Here is a 26,064-nt window from a genome sequence, read left to right as displayed (position 1 = left end):
TTTCTTCATCAGTTATGCGCCATTTCAACGTGCTCCGGGCCTTTTGGGCTTTCCGGATTTTCCGGCGCGGTAACGCTGATTGCGGAAAGTATGCGCTGCGCAATCAGCCTTTGCCCCGTAGGGGTAAAGTGGGTGCCGTCATCGCTGCGAAGCTTAACCTTCTTGCCGTTTTCCTCCAGATAGTCAGAGTAGTCCGCGCCCTGATAGCCGAACACGTCGTTGACGGAGATATAGAGCTGCGAGGCGGCGGTCACTTCGGCACGATACAGCGTGTCCAGATAGTTTACTCCATCTGACAGCGCAGGTTTACGCATATTTGGCGGCCCGACCCAGATGACGCGGCTGTGGTGACGCTGGGCGCTTTCTAATATAGTCTCGATCCGACTGCGGTACAGCGCTTCCCATTCCGGGCTTTTGAACTTGAGAAAGCGAGCGCCCTTTGACGGCGGCATGTCCCAAGGGTCGTTAGGGCCGAGAAAGACGACCAGCAGATCGACGTTCTCATCTTTTTCCAGCGCTTCGTCGATCGTTTTAGGCCAGTTGAAAAAGCCCGGATAGGAGAGGCCGGTGCTTTGTTTACTCAGGTTGATGCTTTTTATGCCGTAGTCTTTGGACAGCGCCTTCATCATGTGGGGGGCGACGCCCTGCATCATGGAATCTCCAACGAGGAGAACCTTACTTTGCGGCGAGAGTACGATAGCCGCGTCGGAATGCGTCCGAGACGAGGCTTCCTGCGTGCTACCCTCCGGCGCGCGATCGCCGGGGTGCGCGCTGGAATGAGGCAGACGGTGGACACCCTTCCACCCCCACTGCGGCAGGGCCAGCGCCGATACGTCCAACGTTGGAGCGAACTCTACGGAGGTTTCACTCTCGGCGTTCAATGAGGCGACAAAGGCTTCCTTGCCGGCCTCCAGCGCGGGAACAAAGCGCCCGCCGGCGAGCCATAGCGGATTGTCAAAAGTTGCCCACGGGCTTTCCTGATGAAACTCCTGTTGCCAGTAAAGAGACAGCGAGCGCTGGTTCAGCCAAACCAGGCCCAGGGAGCTTAACAGCAGAATATAGACGACCTGGTACATCCTTGTCAGCGCTGTGCTGCCGTCAGAAGTTCGCATAAATAAATCCCGGTATTCCCGCAGGGGTAAAAATAAAAATCAACGTCAAAAAGACAACAAGCGGTACGGGATAGGCGTACCAGGGCAGCGCGTTAACGGCGGCTGAAAACTTTGTCTTGAACCGAACCAGCAGAGGGTAGGCGATAAAAAACAGTAGGAACGACCAAACCGCTCCTGCGCCCGCGCCGGAAGTTAACGAAGACAAAGAAAGAGACGATATGCCGCGAACGATAGCCATTGCGGTGTCCAGATCGTTCGCTCTAAAGAATATCCAGGCAAAGCAAACGTAGTGAAACGTTAGCAGGCGCGCCAGAAAGCTTACCGCTACGCCTGAAGGCGCGGAAGGAAACAGCCTGTTCCGGCAGTTAAACAGCACCAGCCCAAGCCCGTGAAGCGCGCCCCAGATAATGAAGTTAACGCCCGCACCGTGCCATATGCCGGAAAGCACCATCGCCACCATCAGGTTGGCGTTTTTACGGATGAAGCCGTGGCGATTGCCGCCTAAGGGAATATAGATATAGTCGCGGATGAAGGTCGACAGGCTGATGTGCCAGCGTTTCCAGAATTCCTGTAGATTAAGAGACACATAGGGCGCATCGAAGTTTTTGGGAACGTAGAAACCGAGCAGCAGCGCCAGGCCGGTGACCAGATTGGTGTAGCCGGAGAAATTAAAATAGATCTGCCAGGCGTAGGCATAAACCGCCGCCAGCATTTGCAGCGGCGTGTAGCCGTCCGGCGCGTCGAATACGCCGTTGACGTAGTTTTCCGCTAAAAAAGCGCTGCATAAAAACAGTTTGGCGATGGCCAACGCTATCAGGCCAATTGCGCGATTGGTGAAGCGAAGCTCGCGCAAATGGGGCGGGCGGATTTGCGGTAGGAAAACTATCGCCCGATTGATAGGCCCTGCGACGACGCTGGGAAAAAAGCTCAAATAGAGAAGCAGGTCGGGAAAGCGCGCCGGTTCTATTTCCTTTTTAGCGACGGACACAACGTAGCTGACGGAGTGAAAGGCGTAAAAAGAAAGCCCAAGGGGCACCAGAATGTCCAACGTGGGAAGGCTTCCCCGTAGGCCGAGCTGGCTTAAGCGTAGCTGGAGGCTTTCCCTAAAGAATGGGTAGTATTTGAAAACGACGAAAAAGGCGCATACGAGCAGCGCCAGCAGTATATAGCCGGTTTTTTTACTTTCCGTTCGGTGGGCAAATCGCGCCAGCCCGTAAATCAGCAGGCTGTAAATCAGCAGAACAGCGGCTGAGCCAAGGGAAAACGAGCCGATAAACAGATAGCTCGCCCCCAACAGCAGGCCATTTTGTATAGAAACTGAAGGGCGAAAGGACCAGTACAATAAGAAAAATAATAAAAAACAGTAAGCAAAGCCTAACGAAAAAAAATTCATTCTTCGATCCAACGATAGCGATCTTAGCCCTCCAGAGAGGCGTATAATTTATTCCAACTTACGGCAGGTAATCAACGAGAATTGGCAATATTCAACGATTTTTTAAGGCGGTCATGCCCGCGTTTTTAAGTCATAAATCGTGAACGGCGTCATAGTACCCTTCCGAAGGGTAAAAACACGCGTCTCGCCAAGCTTAAGTGTTTTCAATGTGTTGAAATTATTAATAAACCGTAATATGTTTCACAATAGGAACCCGACTGGATTTGTATGTAAATACAAAATACTACCTCACAATTAGCCTTTCTTTGTCTCTTTCTCTGAGACATTTTCTGTATAAATTCGCTAATAAGTGTCGATATTTTAGCCGTTTAAAATACGGGGCTAAAGAACTCTTTTTGTGCCGTTTTGAGATATACCGATGAATACTACCCAGACCAGCTATTTAAAAGACACGACGGCCCGTCAAATAGTGCAGCGCACGATGAGCATAATCCCCTACTCCGTTAACGTGATGGACGAGTTCGGAATGATTATCGCCTCAGGGGAAGCCTCTCGCATTCACCAGCGCCATGAGGGGGCCGTGCTGGCGCTGACGGAAAACCGCGTAGTGGAAATTGATTCCGCTACGGCCAATCGGCTTAAGGGCGTCAGGCCCGGCATTAATCTGCCCATAAACTTTCGCGATCGGCTAATCGGCGTGTTGGGTATTACCGGCGAGCCGGACGAAGTCAGGGCCTATGCCGAATTGGTTAAAATGGCGTCGGAGCTCATTATCGAACAAACGGCGCTGTTGGAGCAAAAGCAGTGGGATAAACGCTACCGCGAAGAGCTTGTCCATCAGCTGATACTGAGGGAAAGCCGTCCTGCGTCTCTCGATGCGATGGTGTCTTATCTCGGCGTCAACCTGCTGCAGCCCAGAGTCGTTCTTATCCTTGAGCTGCAGCAGCCCGATCGCGATGCGTTACGTAACCTGATGGATTATTTTGAATACAGCGCGCGCGATCACCTGGTGACCTTCACCGACTTTAACGAACTGATTATTCTCAAGCCTATCACCCTGCGTCAGGGAGAGTGGGATACGCAGCAAGAGCTGAGCGAGCTTCAGCGGTTTAAGCATTATGCGCAATCCTCCGGATTTTCTCGCATTATCGTCGGCGGCTATTTCCCCGGCGAAGCGGGGCTTCGGCGCTCCTATCAAACGGCTAGGGCCGTGCAGGCGATGGTTAAGAGGCTTCGGCTGAAAAATCAGTACGTATTTTATGACGACTATGCGCTGGCTTCGCTGCTTGGCGGGCTGTCCGACACCTGGCAGGCGGAAGAGCTGTCCAAAATTTGGCTGCGCCTGATCGAGCAGGATCCCAAGGGCGTTTTGCAAACCACCCTGCGCCACTATTTTGAGCAGAATTGTGATCTTTCTCAAACCGCCACCGGTTTGCATATCCACGTGAATACGCTGCGCTACCGCCTACAGCGAATCGAGGATATAACCAATATAAAGATCAATAATTTGAGACAACTGTTTTGGCTGTATATCGGCATGGAGCTTCAGCGCTAGACTGTCTGTTTCTACAATTTTTCTCTCTAAAACGGCCAGATCTTTCGTCAATACGCTCAATCCTTTTTTGGCGGCGTTTTTCATACTTCACTCAGTCTTTTTTATGGAGAGTGAAAGTATGACGACTGTATCCGCTGTTGGCGCGATCGCCGCACTGGTGGTAGCCATTGTTTTAATATTAAGGAAAGTTTCACCTGCGTACGGCATGATGGTCGGCGCACTGGTGGGGGGGCTTATCGGCGGCGCTGATCTGGTTCAAACTGTCACGCTGATGGTGACCGGCGCACAGGGCATCACCAACGCGGTGCTGCGCATCCTTGCCGCAGGCGTGCTGGCGGGCGTACTGATTGAATCCGGCGCGGCGAATACGATCGCCGAAACGGTCGTCAAGAAGGTTGGGGAAACCCGTGCGCTGCTGGCGCTGGCGATTGCGACGATGATTCTGACCGCCGTTGGCGTATTCATTGACGTTGCGGTTATTACCGTAGCGCCGATCGCGCTGTCCATTGCCCGTCGCGCAGATCTTTCCAAAACCGCCATCCTGCTCGCCATGATTGGCGGCGGCAAGGCGGGGAACGTGATGTCTCCTAACCCTAACGCCATTGCCGCCTCTGATGCATTCCACGTCCCGCTGACGTCCGTCATGATGGCCGGTATCGTTCCCGGGCTTTTCGGACTGGTCGTAGCCTACTTCCTGGCAAAGCGTTTGACCAATAAAGGCAGCAAGGTGAGTGCAGAAGAGGTGATTTCGCACGATACGTCGGTAGCGCAGCCCGGTTTCCTCGCTGCGATTAGCGCGCCGTTGGTCGCCATCGTGCTGCTGGCGCTGCGTCCGATTGCGGGCATTGCTATCGATCCGCTGATCGCGCTGCCCGTCGGCGGCCTGGTAGGCGCACTGATGATGGGACGCATCAAGCAAAGTAACTCCTTTATGATGGCGGGCCTGTCTCGTATGGCGCCCGTTGCCATCATGCTGCTTGGCACGGGGACGCTGGCGGGTATTATCGCCAACTCTGCGCTGAAAGAGGTGCTGATTGAAGGCCTGACCGCTTCCGGCCTGCCGCCTTATCTGCTGGCGCCGATTTCCGGTGCGATTATGTCAATGGCGACGGCGTCTACCACTGCCGGTACGGCGGTTGCTGCGGGCGTATTTAGCCAGACGCTGCTCGATCTTGGCGTAACGGCGCTGGCCGGTGCGGCCATGATCCACGCCGGTGCGACCGTGCTGGACCACTTGCCCCACGGCAGCTTCTTCCACGCGACTGGCGGCAGCGTTAACATGCAGATCCGCGAGCGCCTTGGCCTTCTGCCTTATGAAACGATCGTTGGCTTCGTTATCGCCGCAGTGTCGACGCTGATGTTCGGCGTATTTGGATTGGCGGGGTAGTAAAAATGAAGATAGTTATTGCTCCGGATTCCTTTAAAGAAAGCCTGTCTGCGATGGCGGTTGCTACCGCCATCGAGCAGGGATTTCGCGAGATCTACCCCGATGCGCAGTACGTGAAGCTGCCGATGGCGGACGGCGGCGAAGGCACCGTTGAGTCCATGGTTGAGGCAACGAACGGGCGCTATGTACATCAGGAAGTCATGGGGCCGCTGGGAACGCCGGTAATGGCGCGCTGGGGACTTTTGGGCGACGGCAAAACCGCCATCATCGAAATGGCCTCCGCGTCCGGCCTTCATCACGTCGCTCCGGAGTTGCGTAACCCGTTGATGACCACCAGCTTTGGCACCGGCGAGCTGATTTTAGCCGCGCTGGAACACGGCGTAGAGCGCATTTTGCTGGGCATCGGCGGTAGCGCTACTAACGACGGCGGTGCGGGCATGCTGCAGGCGCTGGGCGTTTCTTTGCTCGACGCTGACGCAAAGCCGCTTGCGCTTAACGGCGGCGCGCTGACTTCGCTGGCGGCGATAGGCCTGCAGGCGTTGAATCCTAAGTTAAACGGCGTTTCTATTACCGTTGCCTGCGACGTAAATAACCCGCTTTGCGGCCCTAACGGCGCTTCGGCTATTTTCGGCCCTCAAAAAGGCGCCACGCCTGAAATGGTTAAAACGCTGGACGGCGCTCTGTCGGCCTACGGCAAGCTTATCCTTCAGGCTACCGGCCGGGACGTAATAAACGTACCGGGCGCAGGCGCAGCGGGCGGCATGGGCGCGGCTCTGCTTGGCGTGCTTAACGCAGAGCTTAAGCCTGGCGTTGATATCGTTATCCAAACGTTGGGATTAGAGAATCTGGTTGCGGATGCCGATCTGGTGATCACCGGAGAAGGGCGGCTTGATAGCCAAAGCATTTGCGGTAAAACGCCTATCGGCGTTGCGCGAGCGGCTAAGCGCTACGGCAAGCCGGTTGTCGCTTTAGCGGGAGGGCTGCTGCCAGACTACCCGGTTGTCCATGAGCACGGCTTGGATGCGGCATTCTCGATTCTCACTCGAGTGGTTACGCTGCCTGACGCGCTACAGGAAGCTGAGTACAATTTGCGCGTCACTGCGCGCAATGTGGCGAGCGTCTGGAAGATGGCACAGGCACACGCGGGATAATCTCTCCTAAGCGCGTTTATGTACACGGGCCGCGTTCTTTATAGAACACGGCCCAACTTTATCTATGTAGACGACAGCTATCATTAATACGATATATTTCCCTGACTAAAATAGAGGGAATAAATAACCTTAAGGTTGTATTTATTTCTCGTTGTTATTATGTCTCTTTAATTGAATTTATTTTTCCTTTATTATCAATTTGTTATTTTTATCTTGTGGGGCTGTTTTTAATTAAATCACTTTAATATCATAGTAATGAATAAAAATATAAGTGTTGTTTATTTGTTATTTTTATTATTTAAATGTGTTGTTTTATTTCCCTATTTTGGTATCTTACCCATCGTTAATTCTTAGGGTTGTTGTTTTATAGGGAGATTTTGGCACCATGCAACTAAAAACCACGCTTTCCTCTATTGCACTGTTTACAGCGCTCTCTTTATCTCAGTCAGCTTATGCGGACACTTTTTGCGGCAGCAGGCCCCATGTTACCTACGGTGGTGACGTAACGTTTTCCGGCGATCTGGACGGCGACAGCTGCTTAGAAATCGGCGCCTGGAATTACGGTGGAGAAAACGGCTACGCCGGTGAGGCCATCAATCTTAATATGCTTAGCGGAAGCAAGCTGAGCGTTATCGGCTTTATGCGAGACTCAACGGTGAATACCGGCGCAGAAGTCTACATTACCAAAGATGCCAGAATCGCGGTGGGCGACTACGATGCGACGGTTCCCGCACTGGGGACAAACATCAACGTCAACGGAGGCCTGGTTCGCGTTTTTGATGGCGGTACGCTCAAAGACTCTTTCCTGAACGGCGGGACGGTATACGTTTCTAATACCGGAGACGCGAACGATCCGGGGCTGTCTGTCAACAATCAGGTCAACAGCGGCGGTAAGCTTTATGTTTATCTGGGCGGCAAAAGTGAAGGAACCGTCGTCAATCAGGGCGGCTATGAGTACGTGCAGGAGGAGGGGAGCGCTTCTGGCACAACGGTTAACGCAGGCGGTATCCAGTACGTTCGTCTGCAAGGGCTGGCGAACGGCACCATAGTTAATGAAGGCGGCTATCAGTACGTAACCTCCGACGGCGTGTCTGACGGCGCGGCTATCAACAACGGCGGCCTGCAGTATGTCTTCAACGGCGGCATCGCCAACGCTACGACAATCAACAGCGGCGGCGTTCAGTATCTGTATATCAGCGGTTCCGACCCGTCCGCCGTCGCTGGCGTTTCTGACGATACCAAGATTTACGGCACCGGCGCCCAGAAGGTTCAGCAGGGCGGCCGCGCGTCCAACGTAGCGCTGTTTGATAGCGCGACTCAAAGTATTTACAGCAATTCGTTTGCCGATAACGTCACCGTTCGCGATAGCGCTAAATCCTGGCTGGCCGCAGGCGCTCGCTTGGAAGGCGTCACGCAGGTTTATGACAATGGTCAACTGCAGCTAACGTCCGCGGCGGGAACCGGCGGCGCTTATGCGCAGGACGTTACCTTAAACGGTGAAAACGCCGTGCTGCTGGCGATCGCTAACGCGGCAGATACGGATACGGCCCGCGTCGGCGCGCTTAGCGGTTCCGGTAAGGTTCGCTTTATTAGCGGCGCTGATAGCGTGACGGGAGAACCGATCTATTCCCGTCTTCAGGTTGACAGCCTGTCGGGAAATCTGCACTTCTTATTCAATACGTCGATTGAGAATGGCCGCGGTGACTATCTGACGGTAAGCAGCGGCAGCGGGAGCCATAAGGTTTCCGTGGCCGATTCCGGAACGGAAATCACGCAGCCCGGTCAGCGCAGCCTGGACTTGATTACCGACGAGAGCCGTGGCGCCAACTTCACGCTGGCGAGCCTGAGCGGGACGAATATCAACGCGGTCGACGGTGGTACCTATATGTACAGCCTGAATCATCGCGAAGAGGCCGGCAGCGAGATCTGGTATCTGAGCGCGACAAAAGACGATCCTTCAGCGCCTAACCCTGGGCCGGGAGAAGTCACGCCGCCGGTAACGCGGCCGGAAACGACGCCGAGCACCGATGCGGTGCTGTCGATGGCCGTCGCTCCGACGCTGATTTTTAACAACGAGCTGCAAAACCTGCGCTTTAGAAAAGGCATGTTGGAACAAAACGAAGGCAGCGCCGGCGCGTGGGTAAGGCTGACCGATGGAACAAACCGCCTGAATACCGGACACACCAACTTCAAGCTGGAACAGTCTGGCCTTGAGGTTGGCGCCGATCGTATCGTTGACTATGCAAACGGCAGGGCGTTCTTCGGCGGCTTTACCAGCTACGGTACGGCTAAGGTCAAACACGACCGGGGCGGTAACAGTAACATTGACAGCTACAGCGTGGGCGCATACGCCACCTACTTTGACAATACCGGCTGGTATGTCGACGGAGTGTTGAAGTACAACCACTTCAGCAACGATGTGAAAGCCGTATCGACCAACGGCGACGGCATCCGCGGCGACTATAGCCAGAATGCGATCGGCGGTTCGCTGGAGTCAGGCTACAACGTTGACGTTGCCTACGGCGTTTGGGCGGAACCCTATGCCAAGCTGACCTACGTTCAGGTAGAAGGCAAAGACGTCAGACTGAGCAACGGAATGAGGGGCAGCATTGACGATCAGGACTCCTTTACGACCGAGCTTGGTATGAATCTGGGGCGCACTTTTAACGTCGGCGCCAATAGCACGTTAACGCCGTACGTGAAGGCCGCCTGGGTTCATGAGTATATTGACGATAACCGTACGACGATTAACGATTTGAATACCTTTAAAACCGATCTCTCCGGCGATATGGGTAAGTATGGTTTAGGCGTCAGCGCAACGGTTAATAAAGAGGTTTCCGTGTTTGCCGAAGTGAACTACGCAAAGGGCAGCAAGATGGAAGAACCGATGCAGGGCAATCTGGGCATTCGCTATAATTTCTAAGCCGAAGGTTTAACTTGAGGCGATTAAGGCCGACGCTTTTTTATGGGGCGTCGGCTTTTTTTCAGCGATTTTTTATCGGTAGGGGCGAATTATTAGCCTGTCGAACGGCGCTAATCGGGCATTTTTAATAAAAATAGCACTAAAAGACTAACGCATGCACCGGAGTGAACCCCGCCTTCAACAACAATAAACGTGCTAAATGCGTTTTGTTTGGTGGTTTGTTCCATATTTCGCTGATGCTTAAAGCAGATAACCCTATTTTGAACTAAAAGGTTTACAGAGATTCGAACATACTGCTATAACATTAAGACGAACCCATTCATCACAGCTGCGTAGTACCAACCGCGTTTCAACGGATTGAACGACTTCAGCGATAGACCATTTTTGAATGATAAATTCCGGCCTCGCTTTTTATTGAGCGGGCGCGTTTGGCGTCGGTTGCATTAACCGACAGTGTTTTAGGCGACGTTTTAAAAACGACAGTTTTAATGGCAGGTTATAAGGCAATGACAGCGTCTTCAGATCCGCAGGCGGGCCAGCCCCAGGCTAGACCGTTAGATAAAAATGATTATAAAACTTTAGGGTTGTCTTCTTTGGGGGGAACTTTAGAGTTTTATGATTTCGTTATTTTCGTATTCTTCACGGGAACGTTAACCCATCTGTTTTTCCCGGGCGACAATGAGTTTATCGCTCAGATGAAAACGCTGGGCATTTTCGCTGCGGGTTACCTCGCTCGCCCCATCGGCGGGATTATTATGGCGCACTACGGCGATAAAATTGGCCGTAAGCGCATGTTCACGCTAAGTATTTTCCTTATGGCATTGCCTACGCTGGTGATTGGCCTCCTGCCGACTTACGAAACGATCGGCATGCTGGCTCCGGCTCTGCTGCTGTTAATGCGCATTCTTCAGGGCGCGGCCATCGGCGGCGAAATGCCTGGCGCATGGGTGTTTATCGCAGAGCATACGCCTGCTCAGCGCTATGGCCTGGGCGTTGGTACGCTGACCTCCGGTATTACCGGCGGCATTCTGCTGGGTTCTATCGTGGCTATTTTTATCCAACGCAGCTACAGCGCGGCTGAAATCAATGACTATGCCTGGCGTATTCCCTTCGTTCTTGGCGGCATATTCGGCTTTATTTCCGTTTATCTGCGCAAGTTCCTGCAGGAAACGCCGATCTTTAAGGAAATGGCCGCCAAGCACGCGCTGGCTAAAGAGATGCCGGTGAAAACCGTCATGAGGAGCCATAAAGAGGCCTGTATCATTACGGCGATATTAACCTGGTCTCTGTCAACCGCGGTGGTCGTGACGGTACTGATGACGCCGGCAGTGGTAGTGGAAAAAATGTATCAGATCGATCGCACCGTTTCGCTACAGGCGAACTGCGTTGCGACGCTAATGCTGACTTTGGGCTGTATTTTTTGGGGATGGATTAGCGATAAGCTGGGAACCCGCGTCTGCATGGTAGCGTCGTGGGGCGGCCTGGCCTTGAGCGCCTTCCACTTCTATAGCGCGCTGCATACGGGCATCGGCGCAGGCGAACTGATGTTTAACTACGGCCTGATGGGGCTGTTCTCCGGGGCTATCGCGACGACGCCTATTGTCGGCGCCCGCGCATTCCCTCCGGCGATCCGTTTCTCCGGGCTGTCCTTTGCCTATAACCTGTCTTACGCCGTCTTTGGCGGCCTGACGCCGATGATTACCGGCGCATGGCTGCAGCAAAGCCACATGGCGCCGGCCTACTATGTGGGCTTCGTATCGCTGCTGGCCGTTGCCGTGGCGTTTCTGCCGCTGTCCTATAAGGGCTGGACGGCAAAACGCAGGCAGAGTGAGGCATCGCCGGCGGGCGTTGTCGCTGAGTAAGCTGACTTTCGCTTTATGATTGAAAACGCCGGGGATTTCCCGGCGTTTTTACACTCGTTTTTTTGGCTGCACCATCGCTTTTTCGCATTGATAATACGACTCGCATTTTGCGAATCATGTTTCATGCTGAAATATCCTGTCATTTTTATCTGCTGTTACGTTACAAAAAAGCCATTCCCAACGAGGATTTCCTGAATAGACTAAATGTCGCCGCCGCTGGCTAATCGAAAACAGACAGATCCAAATTGGCTTATGATGACGACTTACTTACAAACAAGACTCGATGCTTTATTCAATTTTTCCTGGGAGACGATGGCATTTGTAGCGATATTGCTGCTTTTTTCTTCCTGCGCCCATGCTACGGGGCATCACAAGTATATTAAGACTCCAGTCGCAACCAAGGTTCAAAACAAGAGCGGCTATAAGCGTAAGAAAAGCGCGTCAGGGCAGGCAGGGGGCAGCAGCTCTGCGTCGCTTACGTCACAGTACCGCGCTCCGGTAGGAAAAAACCCCTTTGCTTCAGGTGAGCCAAAAGGCGCCGCCCCCATGTTGACCGCTCAGGAAAAGAGTAAAATCCAGTCAGCAAGGCACATCGTGATATCCAAATTGATGAATCAGCTGGGTAAGCCTTATCGCTATGGCGGCATGTCGCCGATAACCGGCTTTGACTGCAGCGGGTTGGTCAACTATGCCTATCGGGATAAGCTAAAGTCGACGCTGCCGCGTACGGCAAACAGCATGTATCACATGTCTTCTTCGCAGGCTAAGCGGGTTGATAGAGGGGAACTGCGCGTGGGCGATCTGGTCTTCTTCCGCACCCACGGCCGCAGCAATCAGCATGCCGACCACGTGGGCGTTTATCTGGGCGACGGCGAGTTTATTCAGGCGCCGCGTACGGGAAAAGACATCCAGATTAGCCGACTCGACGATGACTATTGGCAGGACCACTACATCGGCGCTCGTCGAGTGCTTTTGGCCTACGCCGTTCGCTGAGGTTAGCGATAGCCCCAGTATTGAATCAGATCGTGTTGGGTCAGCGTTATATAGATAGTCATACCTGGCCCGCCCATACCGATATCCATCCAGCTCAGGCCCGGCGGAATTTTAGGCAGAAAGTCCAGCCTTGCCACATCCGCCTCTTCATCGAGAAAAACTTCAATATCGTACTCCTCAAAGGGGATAGCCCGATCCTCTTCTCTTTCCCTTTCCTGCAGGTGGCGATAGCCTGCCTCTTTCAGCTCTTTTGAGGGATGGGGGCAGGGCGAAAATTCGCATCGTTCAATGCGATATTCTGGCGTAATTTCCCGATAGGCAGCATCCAGATGGCTGCACCTGGCGGCTTCCTCAAACAGCGGAGCGGCCTCTCTGGGCAAGTAGCGCTGTTCTTCCCGGAAGACCAAAATAAGTTGGCTGATGAAAATGCTCAGGGGCGCAGAGTCAAATAATCGTTGCCAAAACTGAGCTTCTTCCTCTGGAAACAGAGCGGGGATCAGCGCCTGAAACTTCTTGGCCAAAGGCGAACTCTCTTTTTGTGGTGTGCGATTGGCCGCTATTTTAGCGCTGCCCGCGATGGCCAACAACGGGCGTCAATGGCTTTGCTGTTTGCCGCCTTCATGAGGCGCTTTTATTACTGCTTCGCTACGCGGGTTGGCCCTCTATAGAGAAGTAAAATTCTAGGATAACTAACTGTTATTATAGAAATAGTTTTCTTAATTACGAAGGATGGACATATTATAAAAGTTGTATTTTCTATGAATATATTAATCAGCAACATTTTTGGGAGTAATAAATATGAATGGGCCACCCATTTAGAGGTAAATGGGTGACGTAATTTTTTCTATATTAAGGATTTTTAACGATTGCTCGCCTCCTGTATTTGGGGGTTGGTTTAGTTTTAAATAAGGTAAGCCTTATTATTGCGATTGGCGTAATTTATTGGCTGAGCTTTGCTGGAGATTTGTATGAGTATTGCCTCGGAGGGCTTATTTTTGGCCAAGAAAATGCCGCCAGAGAGATTCTGCGTCAAAATATCAATTGTCTATTGTTGGACTTTTGATTTTCCTATTTATTTGATCTTCATAGGATAGCCTGTTATTCATATTTAGATGATTGAGCCCATTTCAATATTTTTAGTTCTGATTTCGCTTTTTGGATAACGCGTTCTAAGCTTTTTTTATAATATATAAATCAAACAAAACCCCTGTCATCTAAAACCCGTTGAAACATAACGGGATGATGGTTTTTTGTTTTTAGGAAAGGAGTGGCTGGGATCTACGCCACAAAGATATATTCGATAAAGGAAAAGATATGAATAAGTATCTGCTTATTTCTGCGCTTTGTGTGGGCGCTTCTCTGGTTTCATCCGCTCAGGCTTATGACGGACAGGTTAACTTTAAGGGCACGATTTTAGATACTGCCTGTACGGTTGATATTAATTCTAAGAACCTGGACGTAAACTTGGGGCGGGTGGCTAAAACGGTATTCACCAGCGTGGGTGATGTTTCTACGGCAATGCCGTTTAGCCTCAAATTAACCGGATGCCCTGCGGCAGTAACGACCGACGGAGCAAAAATTCGCTTTGAAGGAACAACCGTTGCTGGTAAAACGGACGTCCTCGATCTGGCTAGCGGCAGCGTAGCGACTGGCGTAGGCGTTCAGATTAAGGACAATGCCGGTCAGAAGATCGTCTTTGGTTCTGATTCCTCCAAATATCCTCTGAGTGAAGGCGCGAACTCTCTGGATTTCACCGCTTATTATATTTCAACCAACACAGCTATCGTTTCTGGTTCAGCAAACGCAGTAGCCAACTTTACCGTTGTCTATCCGTAATATTACCTAATTCATTTAGTCAACCGTCTGGAACGGCCAAGAGGGAAAGTCTATACGTTCCTGTCTTGGCTATTCCATTTTCGTTGGAATACCGAAATGAAAACCATGATAAAGATAGCCGTTACTTCCTTTTTACTGATGATATGCGCCTATGCCCAGGCCGGCGTTGTTATCGGCGGTACTCGCCTGATTTATGACGGGGGGAGTAAAGAGTCCTCTATCAGCGTAGCCAATCCTGACAGTTTGTCGTATCTGATTCAGTCATGGGTGGATAACCCTGACGGCGTATCGGGAAAGGCGCCCTTTACGGTAACGCCGCCGCTGTTTCGTCTGGACGGTGATGGACGAGAGAACGTTCTGCGCGTCGTTCGTACCGGGGGAAACCTGCCAGAAGACAAAGAGTCTTTGTTTTGGCTAAACATCAAGTCAATCCCCTCTTCGAAGAAGGCTGAAAATTCACTACAGATCGCGGTTAAAACCCGCATCAAGCTGATTTATCGCCCCGCAGGCCTCGGCCAAACGTTGGAGGCAGCGGCAGAAGGGATGAAATGGCGAAAAGAAGGAAGTTCGTTAGTCGCAACAAACGCGTCTCCTTTTTACATCACGTTTTTTTCCGTAACGCTCAACGGCGCCAAGGTTTCTGAAGCAACGATGCTCCCTCCGGGTGGCAACATGACGTTTAAGCTACCTGCAGGCGCGCGCAGTGGAACGCTGAGTTGGAAAATCATTAACGACTACGGCGGCATCAGTAAAGTTTATTCGACCTCTTTATAAGTTATAGGTAATGGCCCGACAGGCTAAAAACAGTCAGGGGTAAAGGAGCCATCACCGTTGGGGCAAGGACATCCGGAGTAATAAAGAGTATGGCCAGACGTAAGGCTTGCCGCCCGTTTATATATGCGATTCTTTCAGTTCACGTTGCGCTGGCGCTTGGCGCAAGCGCCAGAGCGGATGAATACTTTAACCCGGCGCTTCTCTCGCTAGACAATCCGTCGTTAGAAGGTGCGGATCTTTCTTTGTTCGAGCAGGGGGACGTACAGGCTCCCGGTACATACCATGTCGATCTGTATTTAAACGGCGAGAGCGTTGAGTCTCGTGATATTGACTTCACTTTGGAAAAAGATACTGCAGGAAATGCGTTTCTACAGCCCTGCCTGAGCAAAGCGCTGCTTGAGTCTCTGGGCGTTAGGCTAACGGAGCTCTCTTCTCAAAGTGACAGTGAAGAATGCGTGGACCTGACGAAGGCGGTCGCCATGTCGTCAGTGAAGTTTGAGTTCAATCAACAGCGGTTGAACCTCACTATTCCTCAGGCGGCGCTTTACTCTCAGGCTCGGGGCTATGTTTCACCCGATAAGTTTGAACAGGGCATTAACGCGCTGCTTTTAAACTACAACTTTAGCGGCGCACACTCTAAAGGGCGCCAGGGCAACGACCAGGACAGCGATGACTACTATTTGAATTTACGTTCCGGGTTAAACGTCGGCGCATGGCGTTTGCGTAACTATTCCACCTGGAGCAGAGATTCTGGCGGCGAAGACCGCTGGGACTCGATCAATACTTACCTGCAGCGTGACGTTATTCCATTAAAAAGTCAGTTCACCTTGGGCGACAGTACTTCTCCCAGCGACGTGTTCGACAGCGTACCGTTTCGCGGCGCCCAGCTTGCCTCCGACGATGACATGCTGCCGGAGAGCATGAAAGGATATTCCCCCGTAGTTAAAGGCATTGCCAACACCAACGCGCAGGTGACGATTTATCAAAACGGCTACCAGATTTATCAGAACTATGTGCCGCCGGGCGCGTTTGAGATATCAGACCTTTATCCTACCGCGGGCAGCGGCGACCTTACCGTGACAGTGAAAGAAGCGGACGGTAGCGAGCGCAGTTTCACCGTTCCGTATGCTTCGGTACCCGTTTTGCAGCGCGAGGGGCGCCTTAAGTTCAGCGTGACGGGCGGGAAGTATCGCCCTTCAAACGGTGACATAGAGAAGAAGTCGTTCATTCAGGGAACCGCGATTTATGGCTTACCCTGGGGACTGACGGCGTACGGTGGGTTTCAGTCTGCGGGTGACAGGTATAGCTCAATGGCGCTTGGCCTGGGGAAAAACATGGGATGGGTCGGCGCCGTTTCTGTTGATATGACGGATGCGAAAGCCGAGCTTAGAGATCGTGCGTCGGAAAGAGGGCAGTCATGGCGGTTGCGCTACAGCAAGAATTTTGTCGACACGGGGACAAACTTTTCACTGGCGGGATATCGCTACTCAACCTCCGGCTTCTATACCTTACAGGAAGGGTTGGATAGCTATAACAACAGGTATGACATCAACGATTCAAGCTACGACCACAAGAAAAGCCGCTCTGAGCTGCTGCTAAGCCAGAGGCTTTGGGACAACGGCGGCAGTCTTTCGGTGAGCCTCAGTAATGAGGAATATTGGAATAACGGTCGACACGTTCGTTCTGCAAGCCTTGGCTACAACAATAGCTGGAAGAGCGCTAACTATGGGATTAACTATACCTATAGCCAAAACCGCAGCGATACGACAACGGACGATTCAACGGATGATCACCTTTTCTCTTTTAACGTGAGTATCCCGATCGACAGCCTGCTGTCCAACAGCTATGCCAACTACAGCTTAAACAGCAGCCGCAACGGAAAAACGGTAAACACCGTTGGGATAAACGGCACGATGTTGGCGAGGAACAACTTGAGCTACAGCGTTAGCCAAGGGTACACCGACGGCGGCGATGGCGCGACGGGTAACGCCGGTCTGAACTTTAAGGGCGGATACGGCGAAGCCAGCGTGGCCTATAGCTACGATCAAAACATGCAGCGCGTAAATTACGGCCTGCGCGGCGGTGTCGTTGCGCACGCTGACGGGATTACGCTTTCTCAGGCGTTTGGCGAAACGGCCGTGCTGGTTAAGGCGCCGCTGGCAAGCGACGTTCGCGTGATGAACGGCGTGGGCATCAGCACTGACTGGCGGGGTTACACGGTGGTTCCCTACGTATCGCCATACCGTAAGACGCCTATAACTCTGGATACGGCGTCGTTAAAGGATAATGTCGATATGACATTGACCAGCCAAATGGTCATTCCAACGCGCGGCGCGATGGTTCGCGCCGAGTTCTCGCCTAACGTGGGACTTCGTATGCTGATTTCACTCACGAGGGAAAATGGCGATGCGGTGCCTTTTGGCAGCGTAGCCAGCTTGCAAAGCGAAAAGGCCAATTCGGCGATTGTTGGCGACGGCGGCGACGTTTTTATGACGGGGATGCCTGAACAAGGGCGCTTTATTGTGAAATGGGGCAACGATGCTTCGCAGCAGTGTAACGTCGTTTATCAAGCGAGCCAGGCGCAGGAAGCTGCCGGGATTTATCGCCTGTCAACGGTTTGTTTATAGGAAAGGAAAGACTATGAAAAAAGCGCGCATTGCATATGCCTTGTTTATCGCGTTGGCGCTGCTGCCAATGGGAAAAGCGTTCGCTAACTGCTCGTTTTCCGGGGGCAGTGGAACAATAAAAACAACGATTAATACCCCTTCGGTCATTTATGTTAAGCGCAACGCTGAACCGGGCACCATACTTTTCGATAGCGGATGGGTTAGCGGGGGCAACTCGAAAGTTAGCTGTTCGTGGACAAGTACAACCACTGTAGGATACTACGGTGCAACGCCCGCGTCTCCCTATGGAAACGGCGTTATCACCAGTACTAACAGCTCTGTGGGAATCAGGCTTTATTATTCCAATTCTAATGATACAAGCTATGGGCAGGTTGTTCCGTCCGAGCGCTCAAGCAGTTCGTTTTATGATGGCCTTATTGCGAATACCTATACGCCGGCCGCTTACTATCGTATGGAGCTTGTGCTAGTGGATACCGTCAGGGAAGGGACAATAACGATGTATTCGCCGCTTGCCCTTACGACATACGATCCTGTGACTACAACTGAAGCATACGCCTCTAATCCGATAAATATTTATCCCCAGTCGCTCTCCTGCCAGGTCAACACGACGCAGCTTCAGGTGCCTCTTGGGGACGTTCAGTCCAACAGCCTGACGCAGGTAGGGGCAACGACCGTTTCCAAAGATTTCCAGATTGGCTTGACCTGTGAAAGCGGAACTATCGTTAGCGTTGCTATGACGGGTACTCAAAACGGCGATACGTCCGACGACAGCGTGCTGGCTTTGACCAATGCTGGGCAAAGCGGCGTAGCGACGGGACTGGGGGTTCAGATCCTACAAGATTCACAGCCGCTGCATATAGGTGAAACCCGTATGGTCGTGAGTTCTGCCAACACGTCAGAGCTGCTTAATTTTACCGCTCGTTACTACCAGACCCGCCCTAAAGTAACGCCCGGCAGCGCCAACACGACGGCACTGCTTACTATGGTTTATCAGTGAGAGGGCGCAAGATGATGAATAAGACGAGCATGTCTGGCGCTTGGCGCCACTGCCTGTTATCGCTTTTGACCGTTTGTAGCCTTTATAGCCGAGCGGATACGGTAACGGTTAACATCACGGGGAAGGTGTTAGCTTCTCCATGCGTTGTTGATGTGAATGATAAAATGCAGACGGTAGACTTCGGCAAAATCCCTGCTAACAGCCTTTCCTACGTAGGTTCGGCCGGGGTGTCAAAATCCTTTTCTATTCGATTGACCGACTGCCCGGAAACGACAACGTCGGCAATTATGGCCGTCACGGGTACGGCCGATCCTCGCTCTCCTGCGTTGTTTGGCGCTTATATTGGAAGTACCTACTCGGGGGTTGGCATTAAGGTAAAACTGGCGGAAATGGGATGGAGCGACAACAGCATTATCCCAGCAGGGGGGCCAACGATTACCAAGGCGATTTCCAGCGATACTCGTTCTGTGACTTTCTCGTTTGACAGCCGGCCGCAAGGTACGACCGAAAATATAGTGGCGGGAACATTTTCCAGCTCGATGATGGTGTCTTTTACCTATCAGTAAAGCATTCTCTCAGAGATAATCGTGTAAAGACCATAAAGCAAAAGCGCGCCATTTGGCGCGCTTTGTCTATGTGAGCGTTGGAATTACGCGCGTTTGATTTGAGACAGCAGGAAAGAGACGATGTCGTCGCTCTTAATCATCTGCTTCTCGCCAACGCGGCGGTTTTTATATTCCAGCTCGTCGTTATCGAGGTTGCGATCGCCAATGACAACGGTGTGAGGAACGCCGATGAGTTCCATGTCGGCAAACATCACGCCCGGGCGCTCTTTGCGATCGTCTAGCAGCACGTCGACGCCGTTAGCCTTCAGGGTTTCATACAGTGACTCAGCGGCTTCCTGTACGCGGAAAGACTTGCTCATGTTCATCGGAATGATAACCACTTCGAACGGCGCGATGGCGTCAGGCCAAATGATGCCGCGTTCATCGTGATTTTGCTCAATGGCCGCCGCGACGACGCGGGTCACGCCGATGCCGTAACAGCCCATGGTCATAGTGATATTGCGGCCGTCTTCGCCCTGAACGGTAGCCTTCATGGCCTCAGAGTATTTGGTGCCCAGTTGGAAAATATGGCCCACTTCGATGCCGCGTTTGATAAGCAGCGTACCTTTGCCGTCAGGGCTGGCGTCACCGATGACGACGTTACGGATGTCGGCAACGGTCGGCAGCGGCAGGTCGCGTAACCAGTTGATGCCGAAGTAGTGCTTACCGTCAACGTTAGCGCCTGCGCCAAAGTCGCTCATGGCGGCGACGGCGCGGTCAGCGACAATCGGCAGCGGCATGTTGACCGGGCCGAGAGAGCCGGGGCCTGCGCCAATCGCCGCGCGAATTTCTTCTTCGCCTGCGAACTCGAGCGGGCTTGCCACCATCGGCAGGTTTTGCGCTTTGACTTCGTTGAGCTCGTGGTCGCCGCGAACGAGCAGGGCGACAAGCTTGTGGCCGCTCTCTTCGGCCGCGTGAACGATCAGCGTTTTTACGGTTTTTTCTACCGGCAGGCTGAACTGCTCAACCAGCTCGGCGATGGTTTTTGCGTTAGGCGTATCAACCAGGCGCATCTCCTGCGTTGGTTCCGCACGGGGGGCGCTTGGCGCAACCGCTTCGGCCAGTTCGATATTGGCCGCGTAGTCGGAATCGGTAGAAAAGACGATGTCGTCTTCACCGCTGCTGGCCAGTACCTGAAACTCGTGGGAAGAACTACCGCCGATAGAACCGGTATCGGCCAGCACGGGACGGAAGTCCAAGCCCATGCGGGTAAAGATCTTGCTGTAGGCGTCGTACATTTTGTCGTAGGTCACCTGCAGCGACTCCTGCGTGGTGTGGAAGGAGTAGGCGTCCTTCATGATGAATTCGCGAGAGCGCATAACGCCGAAGCGCGGGCGCACTTCATCACGGAACTTGGTCTGAATCTGATAGAAGTTCAGCGGCAGCTGCTTGTAGGAGCTGATTTCGTTACGCACCAGATCGGTGATGACCTCTTCATGCGTCGGGCCCAGTACGAAGGGACGATCGCCGCGATCGACAAGGCGCAACAGCTCGGGGCCGTACTGCTCCCAGCGTCCACTCTCTTGCCACAGATCCGCTGGCTGAACTACCGGCATGGAAACCTCAATCGCGCCGGCGTTATTCATTTCTTCACGAACGATGGTTTCTACCTTGTGCAGAACGCGTAAGCCAGTGGGTAACCAGGTGTAAAGACCGGAGGCCAGTTTACGGATCATCCCGGCGCGCAGCATGAGCTGGTGGCTGATAACTTCCGCATCGGCAGGCGTCTCTTTGAGTGTCGAGAGCAGGTATTGACTAGTGCGCATGGTGTAGTGCTTCCATATAAACGTCAGGTTACGGCATGAGATTGCTTCCACCGGCCGAAGACCGGCGGCGAAAGGAAATCGGCCCGATTTTTAAAAGGGGTTTAGTGTATCAGCGACGAAGGCTTGCCAAAAGAGAGAAGCGGGAATTTCTATCTTTTATCAATAGCGACAACGCAGGTTTCATCGTTTTCAACCCGCCAGACGACGTTGAAGTCCAGCAGGTGGACGGCAAACTCCCGTGCTTCCTGCTCTTTTTGGCGGTAGGCGGGGCGAGGATCCTGCGCCAATACTTGGGTAATGAATCGCTCAAGATGAGGGTATTTTACCGCTTCTCGCAGCAGCGTTTGCCGCGCGTCGGGTGAAAACGTGACGGGCATGTTGGCTGAGGGCGCATCCTGCGCAAAGCCCGCTCGCGCGTGGGGTAAGCTTTCAGCAAAGGGAAGGTAGGGCTTGATGTCAATGACCGGCGTACCGTCAACCAGATCGAGGCTGCCGAGCTCAAGGACAACCTCTGCTCCTTTCAGGCGGATCCCCTTAAGCTCGACCAGTGACATGCCGATAGGATTGGGGCGGAAGGTGGAACGAGTCGCGAAAACGCCCATGCGGGCATTGCCGCCCAGCCTGGGCGGGCGAACGGTAGGGCGCCAGCCGCCGTCTTTGGTCTGATGAAAGATAAACAGGACCCAGACGTGGCTAAACTGTTCCAGACCGCGTACCGCCTCAGGCTGAGAGTAGGGCGGCAGCAGGAGCAGTTCGCCCGTACCGTCTTCCACCAGGCCCGGTTGGCGCGGCACGGCGAACTTTTCACGGTAGGGCGAGCGGATAACGCCAATAGGCTGTAGCGACAGCGAATTCATTTAAAACGCAACGCGCAGCGCCGTGCCTTCGCAGACGGCAACCTGATAGCATCCCGGCGCGGAAGACATCATCTCGCAGCGGTGTAGCAATACGGCGTTGGCATCCTTATAGGCCGCGCGCTTTTGCATGTCCAGCATCGCCGCGGTGATGCTGGGCGGGGAATCCTGAGCGCTAAACTGGCAGGCGTCGCCGGATACTGTGCCCAGCTCCTGAAACTTTGCGCCGGAAAGCTCTGCTTCGGTTTTATAGAGCTTTACCGGCTCAACGTGCGAAAGCGAGGTTTGCTGAGCGCACCCGCCCAGCAGCAGCGCCAGCAGGCAGAAAGAGAGAGTTCGCATAGCTTGTCCTTAAATCGTTAATAATGGGCCGTAAGGGCCTCAGCTTCGCCGTCGTAAACAGGGCGAGCGGATAATAAAAAAGGCAGATTAATCAATCTGCCTTAGTATATCTGAGAACGGGCCTCAGTCAGGTAATTTATTACCAGCCTTTAACCGCGCCACCTTTGAATTCGGTATTGGCGGCCTGAGCGACTTCGTCAGACTGGAAGGCTTGAACAAACTTCTTCACCGCCTCTGAGTCCTTGTTGTCTTCACGTGAAACGATGATGTTGACGTAAGGCGAGTTTTTATCCTCAACGAAGATGCCGTCTTTGGTCGGCGTCAGGCCGATCTGGCTGGAATAGGCGGTATTGATGATGGCCAACGTGATTTGGTTGTCATCCAGCGCGCGCGGCAGCTGGGGCGCTTCCAACTCAACGATTTTGAAGTTTCTCGGATTGTCGACGATGTCCAGCGGGGTCGGCATCAGGCCAACGCCGTCCTTGAGCTTGATAAAGCCCTGCTTTTGCAGCAGCAGCAGTGAGCGGCCCATGTTGGTCGGATCGTTAGGGATAGCGATTTGCGCGCCGTCCTTCAGTTCGTCAATGCTTTTGATCTTCTTGGAATAGGCGGCAATCGGGTAAACGAAGGTGTTGCCGACTACGGCCAGCTTATAGCCGCGCTCTTTCATCTGCTGATCCAGATAGGGCTTGTGCTGGAAGGCGTTGATGTCGATATTGCCTTTGCTCAGCGCTTCGTTGGGCAGCACGTAGTCGTTGAAGGTGACCAGCTCAACGTCCAGACCGTATTTGTCTTTAGCCACCTGCTTGGCGACTTCAGCGACTTTCAGCTCGGAGCCGACGATCACGCCGACTTTAACGTGGTTCGGGTTCTTCTCTTCTTGCCCACATCCCGCCAGCGCGAGAGATCCAATGAGGGCGCCGACGGCGGCAAACGTTTTGAACTTAAATGACATAAATTTCTCTCTCTGTTAACAGTATGCTGCAAGCAGCCTTAATTTAGACCCGTTACTTGTGAGTAACGGACTTAACGATGCGATCGCCACTAAACTGAATGATATACACCAAAATAACCAGCAGGATCAGAACGGTATTCATTACCGTAGCGTCATATCTAACGTAGCCGTACTGATAGCCTAGCTGACCAAGGCCGCCAGCGCCAACGGCGCCCGCCATTGCCGAGTAGCCCAGAAGGGTAATCAGCGTAATGGTCGCGCTGTTGATGAGGCCCGGCAGGGCTTCCGGCAGCAGCACTTTATTGACAATTTGCATTGGCGTGGCGCCCATGGCGCGTGCGGCTTCAATTAGCCCGGTCGGGATCTCGAGAAGCGAGTTTTCCACCATGCGGGCGATAAACGGCGCGGCGCCGATGCTCAGCGGCACCAGTGCGGCCTTAAGGCCGATAAAGGTGCCGACGATGATCGTCGTGAAGGGGATAATCCACACGATTAAAATAATGAATGGGATTGAACGCAGTACGTTGATAACGGCGGACAGTCCGCGATAGAGCGTGGCGTTTTCAAGTATTTGCCCTGGCCTGGTGACGTATAGCAGCACACCGGCGGGGAGCCCAATCAGGAAACCAAAAAAGCCGGAGGCGAAGGTCATGACGATGGTTTCGCCGGTCGCCTGCAGCATCATCCAAATCATTGCTTCAGACATAGCCTAGTACCTCAACTTTTACGTGGTGTTCTTGGAGAAACTTAACGGCGTCCTCAGTGTTTTCCTTGGTGCCGTGGATTTCGGTCAGCATGATGCCAAACTTTACGCCGCCGGCGTAGTCCATCTGGGCGCTGATGATATTGTTGTTAATGCCGTAGCGGCGGGCCACTTCCGACAGCAGCGGCGCGTCAACCGACTGGCCAGTAAACTCCAAACGCAGTAGAGGATGCGTGTTTTCCTGCTGTTCAGGCTGTAGGCGGGCAGAGTAGTCGTCCGGAATGTCTAAGTGCAGCGTTGATTGGATAAACTGCTGCGCCAACGGCGTCTTGGGATGCGAGAACATGGCGCTGACGGTATCCTGCTCTATCAGCTTGCCGCCGCTGATAACCGCGACCTGATCGCAGATGCGCTTAACGACGTCCATCTCGTGGGTGATGAGCAAAATAGTCAATCCAAGGCGACGATTGATGTCTTTCAACAGCTCTAATATAGAACGCGTCGTTGCCGGATCCAGCGCGCTGGTGGCTTCATCGCACAGCAGAACTTTAGGATTACTCGCCAGCGCGCGGGCGATAGCGACACGCTGCTTCTGGCCACCGGACAGGTTGGCTGGATAGGCGTCGCGTTTGTCCGACAGCCCGACCAGAGCCAGCAGCTCTTCTACGCGCTTATTCCTCGCCTCTACCGGAGTATTGTCTAATTCCAGCGGCAAAGAGACGTTGCCAAAAACGGTACGCGAAGAGAGCAGGTTAAAGTGTTGGAAAATCATGCCGATTTGCCGACGCGCTTTTGTTAATTCGCCGGGGAGCAGCTTGGTGAGATCCTGATTGTCTACTAAAACCTGACCTGACGTCGGCCGCTCGAGCAGGTTAACGCAGCGGATAAGCGTACTCTTACCAGCACCGGATTCACCGATAACGCCGTATATTTGTCCGGCAGGGACGTGCAGGCTCACGTCGGAAAGCGCGCTGACGGCTCTATCCTTTAAGTGAAAAACCTTTGTAATATTATGAAGTTTAATCATTTTCTATTTGTAGCTGCCATTACAATCGCTATAACGTCGGGCGATTGACAATAAAAGAGAACCCGGCATCGGCCGAGTGATTGAACGGATGTTAAGGCGTCTAGACGTCTAAGTCAAACAATTTTAGATCTATCGGAAAGCGCCCTCAGGGGGTAAAATCGAGCACAATCACAGTAAGTTATAGGCCATCAGAGGGGGACCCGTGGCAAATCTTGTTCCTGCAATTTTTCTAGACCGGGATGGCACCATTAATGTCGATCACGGCTACGTCTATGAAATAGATCGGTTTCAGTTTATTGATGGCGTCATTGAAGCCTGTCAGGAATTGAAGAAGATGGGGTTTGCGCTGGTGGTTGTTACGAACCAGTCAGGTATCGCCAGAGGCATGTTTACAGAAGATCAGTTTATATCCCTGACGGAGTGGATGGATTGGTCTTTAGCTGACAGAGACGTGGATCTGGACGGCATTTATTACTGCCCCCATCACCCGGAAGGAAGCGTCGATGAGTATCGTCAGCAGTGCGACTGCCGTAAACCGGAACCCGGCATGTTTTTATCGGCCAAAGATGAGCTAAACATCGATATGGCCGCTTCCTATATGGTGGGTGATAAAGTTGAAGACATGCTGGCGGCTCAAAAAGCCGGCGTCGGTCATAAGGTTCTAGTCCGAAGCGGTAAATCCATAACGGAAGAGGGAGAGAAAGCGGCGGATATCGTTATTGACTCCCTTGCTGCGCTACCAAATGCTATTAAAACGGGCAAAGTTTAGTCGATTATCGGCGGATGTTTAAAATAGGCAGAAAGAAAGTTTAATTAATGCTTGCCATTGGCAATAATCACTCTATAATGCGCCTCCACTGACACGGCACAAGCCGGTTAGCCTCAGAAGCAAATGCGCAAATCGGTGATTTACCGCTTGACTCTGAAACGGGATGACGTAATATACGCAGCCCGCGTCACGGGAAGTTTTTCCCCTGACGCACGCTCTTTAACAATTTATCAGACAATCTGTGTGGGCACTCACAGGACGCTATCCAACAGCGCTTCGGCGCAAACGATAGATAAAAGTCTTGAAGAGTGAACATCAGTTAATTCATTACGAACTAACAGTAAAGATTCTTTGAGCATCAAACTTTAATTGAAGAGTTTGATCATGGCTCAGATTGAACGCTGGCGGCAGGCCTAACACATGCAAGTCGAAC

At 52.7% G+C, this 26,064-nt stretch carries 21 protein-coding genes and 1 rRNA gene; 13 read left to right on the top strand and 9 right to left on the bottom strand.

Annotated features, from left to right (window positions below):
* Window positions 1-8 precede the first annotated feature (8 nt).
* Together G544_RS20520 and G544_RS0112730 are read right to left on the bottom strand one after the other, a co-directional pair.
* On the bottom strand, window positions 9-1,112 hold the full coding sequence (locus tag G544_RS20520; protein ID WP_071783380.1) for an SGNH/GDSL hydrolase family protein: 1,104 nt from the start codon (window positions 1,110-1,112) through the stop codon (window positions 9-11).
* A complete protein-coding gene (locus G544_RS0112730) occupies window positions 1,099-2,505 on the bottom strand; it encodes an MBOAT family O-acyltransferase (RefSeq protein WP_027274965.1) in 1,407 nt (468 codons plus the stop codon). Before G544_RS0112730 ends, G544_RS20520 begins: the two co-directional genes overlap by 14 nt.
* A gap of 418 nt (window positions 2,506-2,923) precedes the next feature.
* Between G544_RS0112730 and G544_RS0112725 the strand changes: the two genes are divergently transcribed.
* The 6 genes from G544_RS0112725 to G544_RS22725 all read left to right on the top strand — a co-directional run bounded on the left by G544_RS0112725 (window position 2,924) and on the right by G544_RS22725 (window position 12,376).
* Window positions 2,924-4,060 carry a sugar diacid recognition domain-containing protein gene (locus G544_RS0112725; protein ID WP_027274964.1) on the top strand — a complete coding sequence of 379 codons (1,137 nt, stop codon included), beginning with the start codon at window positions 2,924-2,926 and terminating at the stop codon, window positions 4,058-4,060.
* A gap of 118 nt (window positions 4,061-4,178) precedes the next feature.
* Window positions 4,179-5,447 (top strand): GntP family permease, encoded by a 1,269-nt coding sequence (locus G544_RS0112720; RefSeq protein WP_027274963.1) that lies wholly within the window; start codon window positions 4,179-4,181, stop codon window positions 5,445-5,447.
* Window positions 5,448-5,452: 5 nt separating this feature from the next.
* Window positions 5,453-6,598 (top strand): glycerate kinase, encoded by a 1,146-nt coding sequence (locus G544_RS0112715; protein ID WP_027274962.1) that lies wholly within the window; start codon window positions 5,453-5,455, stop codon window positions 6,596-6,598.
* A gap of 385 nt (window positions 6,599-6,983) precedes the next feature.
* Window positions 6,984-9,521, top strand: a complete 2,538-nt coding sequence (locus tag G544_RS0112710; RefSeq protein ID WP_027274961.1) for an autotransporter outer membrane beta-barrel domain-containing protein — start codon at window positions 6,984-6,986, stop codon at window positions 9,519-9,521.
* A gap of 506 nt (window positions 9,522-10,027) precedes the next feature.
* Window positions 10,028-11,383, top strand: a complete 1,356-nt coding sequence (locus G544_RS0112705; protein ID WP_027274960.1) for an MFS transporter — start codon at window positions 10,028-10,030, stop codon at window positions 11,381-11,383.
* A 312-nt stretch (window positions 11,384-11,695) separates the two neighbouring features.
* Window positions 11,696-12,376: a C40 family peptidase gene (locus G544_RS22725; protein ID WP_051155738.1), complete on the top strand. Its 681-nt coding sequence runs from the start codon at window positions 11,696-11,698 to the stop codon at window positions 12,374-12,376.
* Between the two features lie 2 nt (window positions 12,377-12,378).
* Here the strand turns inward: G544_RS22725 and G544_RS0112695 are convergent, their stop codons facing one another.
* Window positions 12,379-12,897, bottom strand: coding sequence for a hypothetical protein (locus G544_RS0112695; protein ID WP_027274959.1), 519 nt, complete (start codon window positions 12,895-12,897; stop codon window positions 12,379-12,381).
* A 793-nt stretch (window positions 12,898-13,690) separates the two neighbouring features.
* Between G544_RS0112695 and G544_RS0112690 the strand changes: the two genes are divergently transcribed.
* From G544_RS0112690 to G544_RS21360, 5 genes are all read left to right on the top strand, one after another.
* Window positions 13,691-14,212 carry a fimbrial protein gene (locus tag G544_RS0112690; protein WP_027274958.1) on the top strand — a complete coding sequence of 174 codons (522 nt, stop codon included), beginning with the start codon at window positions 13,691-13,693 and terminating at the stop codon, window positions 14,210-14,212.
* Between the two features lie 96 nt (window positions 14,213-14,308).
* Window positions 14,309-14,986 carry a fimbrial biogenesis chaperone gene (locus G544_RS0112685; protein WP_027274957.1) on the top strand — a complete coding sequence of 226 codons (678 nt, stop codon included), beginning with the start codon at window positions 14,309-14,311 and terminating at the stop codon, window positions 14,984-14,986.
* 89 nt (window positions 14,987-15,075) lie between these two features.
* Window positions 15,076-17,613, top strand: a complete 2,538-nt coding sequence (locus G544_RS0112680; protein WP_027274956.1) for a fimbria/pilus outer membrane usher protein — start codon at window positions 15,076-15,078, stop codon at window positions 17,611-17,613.
* A gap of 13 nt (window positions 17,614-17,626) precedes the next feature.
* Window positions 17,627-18,610 (top strand): fimbrial protein, encoded by a 984-nt coding sequence (locus tag G544_RS21365; RefSeq protein ID WP_051155737.1) that lies wholly within the window; start codon window positions 17,627-17,629, stop codon window positions 18,608-18,610.
* A gap of 11 nt (window positions 18,611-18,621) precedes the next feature.
* Window positions 18,622-19,176, top strand: coding sequence for a fimbrial protein (locus G544_RS21360; RefSeq protein ID WP_081650788.1), 555 nt, complete (start codon window positions 18,622-18,624; stop codon window positions 19,174-19,176).
* A gap of 83 nt (window positions 19,177-19,259) precedes the next feature.
* Here the strand turns inward: G544_RS21360 and proS are convergent, their stop codons facing one another.
* From proS to metN, 6 genes are all read right to left on the bottom strand, one after another.
* Entirely contained in the window at window positions 19,260-20,981 is a 1,722-nt protein-coding gene (gene proS / locus G544_RS0112665) for a proline--tRNA ligase (RefSeq protein WP_027274955.1), read from the bottom strand.
* Window positions 20,982-21,130: 149 nt separating this feature from the next.
* The gene (gene tsaA / locus G544_RS0112660) at window positions 21,131-21,838 is read right to left on the bottom strand and encodes a tRNA (N6-threonylcarbamoyladenosine(37)-N6)-methyltransferase TrmO (protein ID WP_027274954.1); all 708 of its coding nucleotides are present in this window, start codon (window positions 21,836-21,838) and stop codon (window positions 21,131-21,133) included.
* Window positions 21,839-22,177, bottom strand: coding sequence for an Rcs stress response system protein RcsF (gene rcsF / locus G544_RS0112655; RefSeq protein ID WP_027274953.1), 339 nt, complete (start codon window positions 22,175-22,177; stop codon window positions 21,839-21,841).
* A gap of 139 nt (window positions 22,178-22,316) precedes the next feature.
* Entirely contained in the window at window positions 22,317-23,132 is an 816-nt protein-coding gene (locus G544_RS0112650) for a MetQ/NlpA family lipoprotein (protein WP_027274952.1), read from the bottom strand.
* A 52-nt stretch (window positions 23,133-23,184) separates the two neighbouring features.
* Entirely contained in the window at window positions 23,185-23,838 is a 654-nt protein-coding gene (locus G544_RS0112645; protein WP_027274951.1) for a methionine ABC transporter permease MetI, read from the bottom strand.
* Window positions 23,831-24,862, bottom strand: coding sequence for a methionine ABC transporter ATP-binding protein MetN (gene metN, locus G544_RS0112640; RefSeq protein ID WP_027274950.1), 1,032 nt, complete (start codon window positions 24,860-24,862; stop codon window positions 23,831-23,833). The genes G544_RS0112645 and metN overlap by 8 nt, the downstream gene beginning before the upstream one ends.
* A gap of 202 nt (window positions 24,863-25,064) precedes the next feature.
* Between metN and gmhB the strand changes: the two genes are divergently transcribed.
* Both gmhB and G544_RS0112630 read left to right on the top strand, forming a co-directional pair.
* Entirely contained in the window at window positions 25,065-25,631 is a 567-nt protein-coding gene (gene gmhB, locus G544_RS0112635) for a D-glycero-beta-D-manno-heptose 1,7-bisphosphate 7-phosphatase (protein ID WP_027274949.1), read from the top strand.
* Between the two features lie 366 nt (window positions 25,632-25,997).
* Window positions 25,998-26,064: ribosomal RNA gene (locus tag G544_RS0112630) — 16S ribosomal RNA — on the top strand; the annotation flags it as partial.

The sequence above is a fragment of the Leminorella grimontii ATCC 33999 = DSM 5078 genome (assembly GCF_000439085.1).
Taxonomy (GTDB): Bacteria; Pseudomonadota; Gammaproteobacteria; order Enterobacterales; family Enterobacteriaceae; genus Leminorella; species Leminorella grimontii.
This window is presented reverse-complemented; position numbering and strand designations above follow the sequence as displayed.

What these genes read in the sequence shown, in the direction of transcription:
- G544_RS21365 (WP_051155737.1), top strand. Translation starts at nt 17,627, where the DNA reads ATGAAAAAAGCGCGCATTGCATATGCCTTGTTTATCGCGTTGGCGCTG.
- rcsF (WP_027274953.1), bottom strand. Translation starts at nt 22,177, where the DNA reads ATGCGAACTCTCTCTTTCTGCCTGCTGGCGCTGCTGCTGGGCGGGTGC.
- G544_RS0112710 (WP_027274961.1), top strand. Translation starts at nt 6,984, where the DNA reads ATGCAACTAAAAACCACGCTTTCCTCTATTGCACTGTTTACAGCGCTC.
- G544_RS0112720 (WP_027274963.1), top strand. Translation starts at nt 4,179, where the DNA reads ATGACGACTGTATCCGCTGTTGGCGCGATCGCCGCACTGGTGGTAGCC.
- G544_RS0112680 (WP_027274956.1), top strand. Translation starts at nt 15,076, where the DNA reads ATGGCCAGACGTAAGGCTTGCCGCCCGTTTATATATGCGATTCTTTCA.
- G544_RS20520 (WP_071783380.1), bottom strand. Translation starts at nt 1,112, where the DNA reads ATGCGAACTTCTGACGGCAGCACAGCGCTGACAAGGATGTACCAGGTC.
- G544_RS0112685 (WP_027274957.1), top strand. Translation starts at nt 14,309, where the DNA reads ATGAAAACCATGATAAAGATAGCCGTTACTTCCTTTTTACTGATGATA.
- G544_RS0112650 (WP_027274952.1), bottom strand. Translation starts at nt 23,132, where the DNA reads ATGTCATTTAAGTTCAAAACGTTTGCCGCCGTCGGCGCCCTCATTGGA.
- G544_RS0112715 (WP_027274962.1), top strand. Translation starts at nt 5,453, where the DNA reads ATGAAGATAGTTATTGCTCCGGATTCCTTTAAAGAAAGCCTGTCTGCG.
- tsaA (WP_027274954.1), bottom strand. Translation starts at nt 21,838, where the DNA reads ATGAATTCGCTGTCGCTACAGCCTATTGGCGTTATCCGCTCGCCCTAC.
- proS (WP_027274955.1), bottom strand. Translation starts at nt 20,981, where the DNA reads ATGCGCACTAGTCAATACCTGCTCTCGACACTCAAAGAGACGCCTGCC.
- metN (WP_027274950.1), bottom strand. Translation starts at nt 24,862, where the DNA reads ATGATTAAACTTCATAATATTACAAAGGTTTTTCACTTAAAGGATAGA.
- G544_RS0112645 (WP_027274951.1), bottom strand. Translation starts at nt 23,838, where the DNA reads ATGTCTGAAGCAATGATTTGGATGATGCTGCAGGCGACCGGCGAAACC.
- G544_RS0112690 (WP_027274958.1), top strand. Translation starts at nt 13,691, where the DNA reads ATGAATAAGTATCTGCTTATTTCTGCGCTTTGTGTGGGCGCTTCTCTG.
- G544_RS22725 (WP_051155738.1), top strand. Translation starts at nt 11,696, where the DNA reads ATGGCATTTGTAGCGATATTGCTGCTTTTTTCTTCCTGCGCCCATGCT.
- G544_RS21360 (WP_081650788.1), top strand. Translation starts at nt 18,622, where the DNA reads ATGATGAATAAGACGAGCATGTCTGGCGCTTGGCGCCACTGCCTGTTA.
- G544_RS0112730 (WP_027274965.1), bottom strand. Translation starts at nt 2,505, where the DNA reads ATGAATTTTTTTTCGTTAGGCTTTGCTTACTGTTTTTTATTATTTTTC.
- G544_RS0112705 (WP_027274960.1), top strand. Translation starts at nt 10,028, where the DNA reads ATGACAGCGTCTTCAGATCCGCAGGCGGGCCAGCCCCAGGCTAGACCG.
- G544_RS0112725 (WP_027274964.1), top strand. Translation starts at nt 2,924, where the DNA reads ATGAATACTACCCAGACCAGCTATTTAAAAGACACGACGGCCCGTCAA.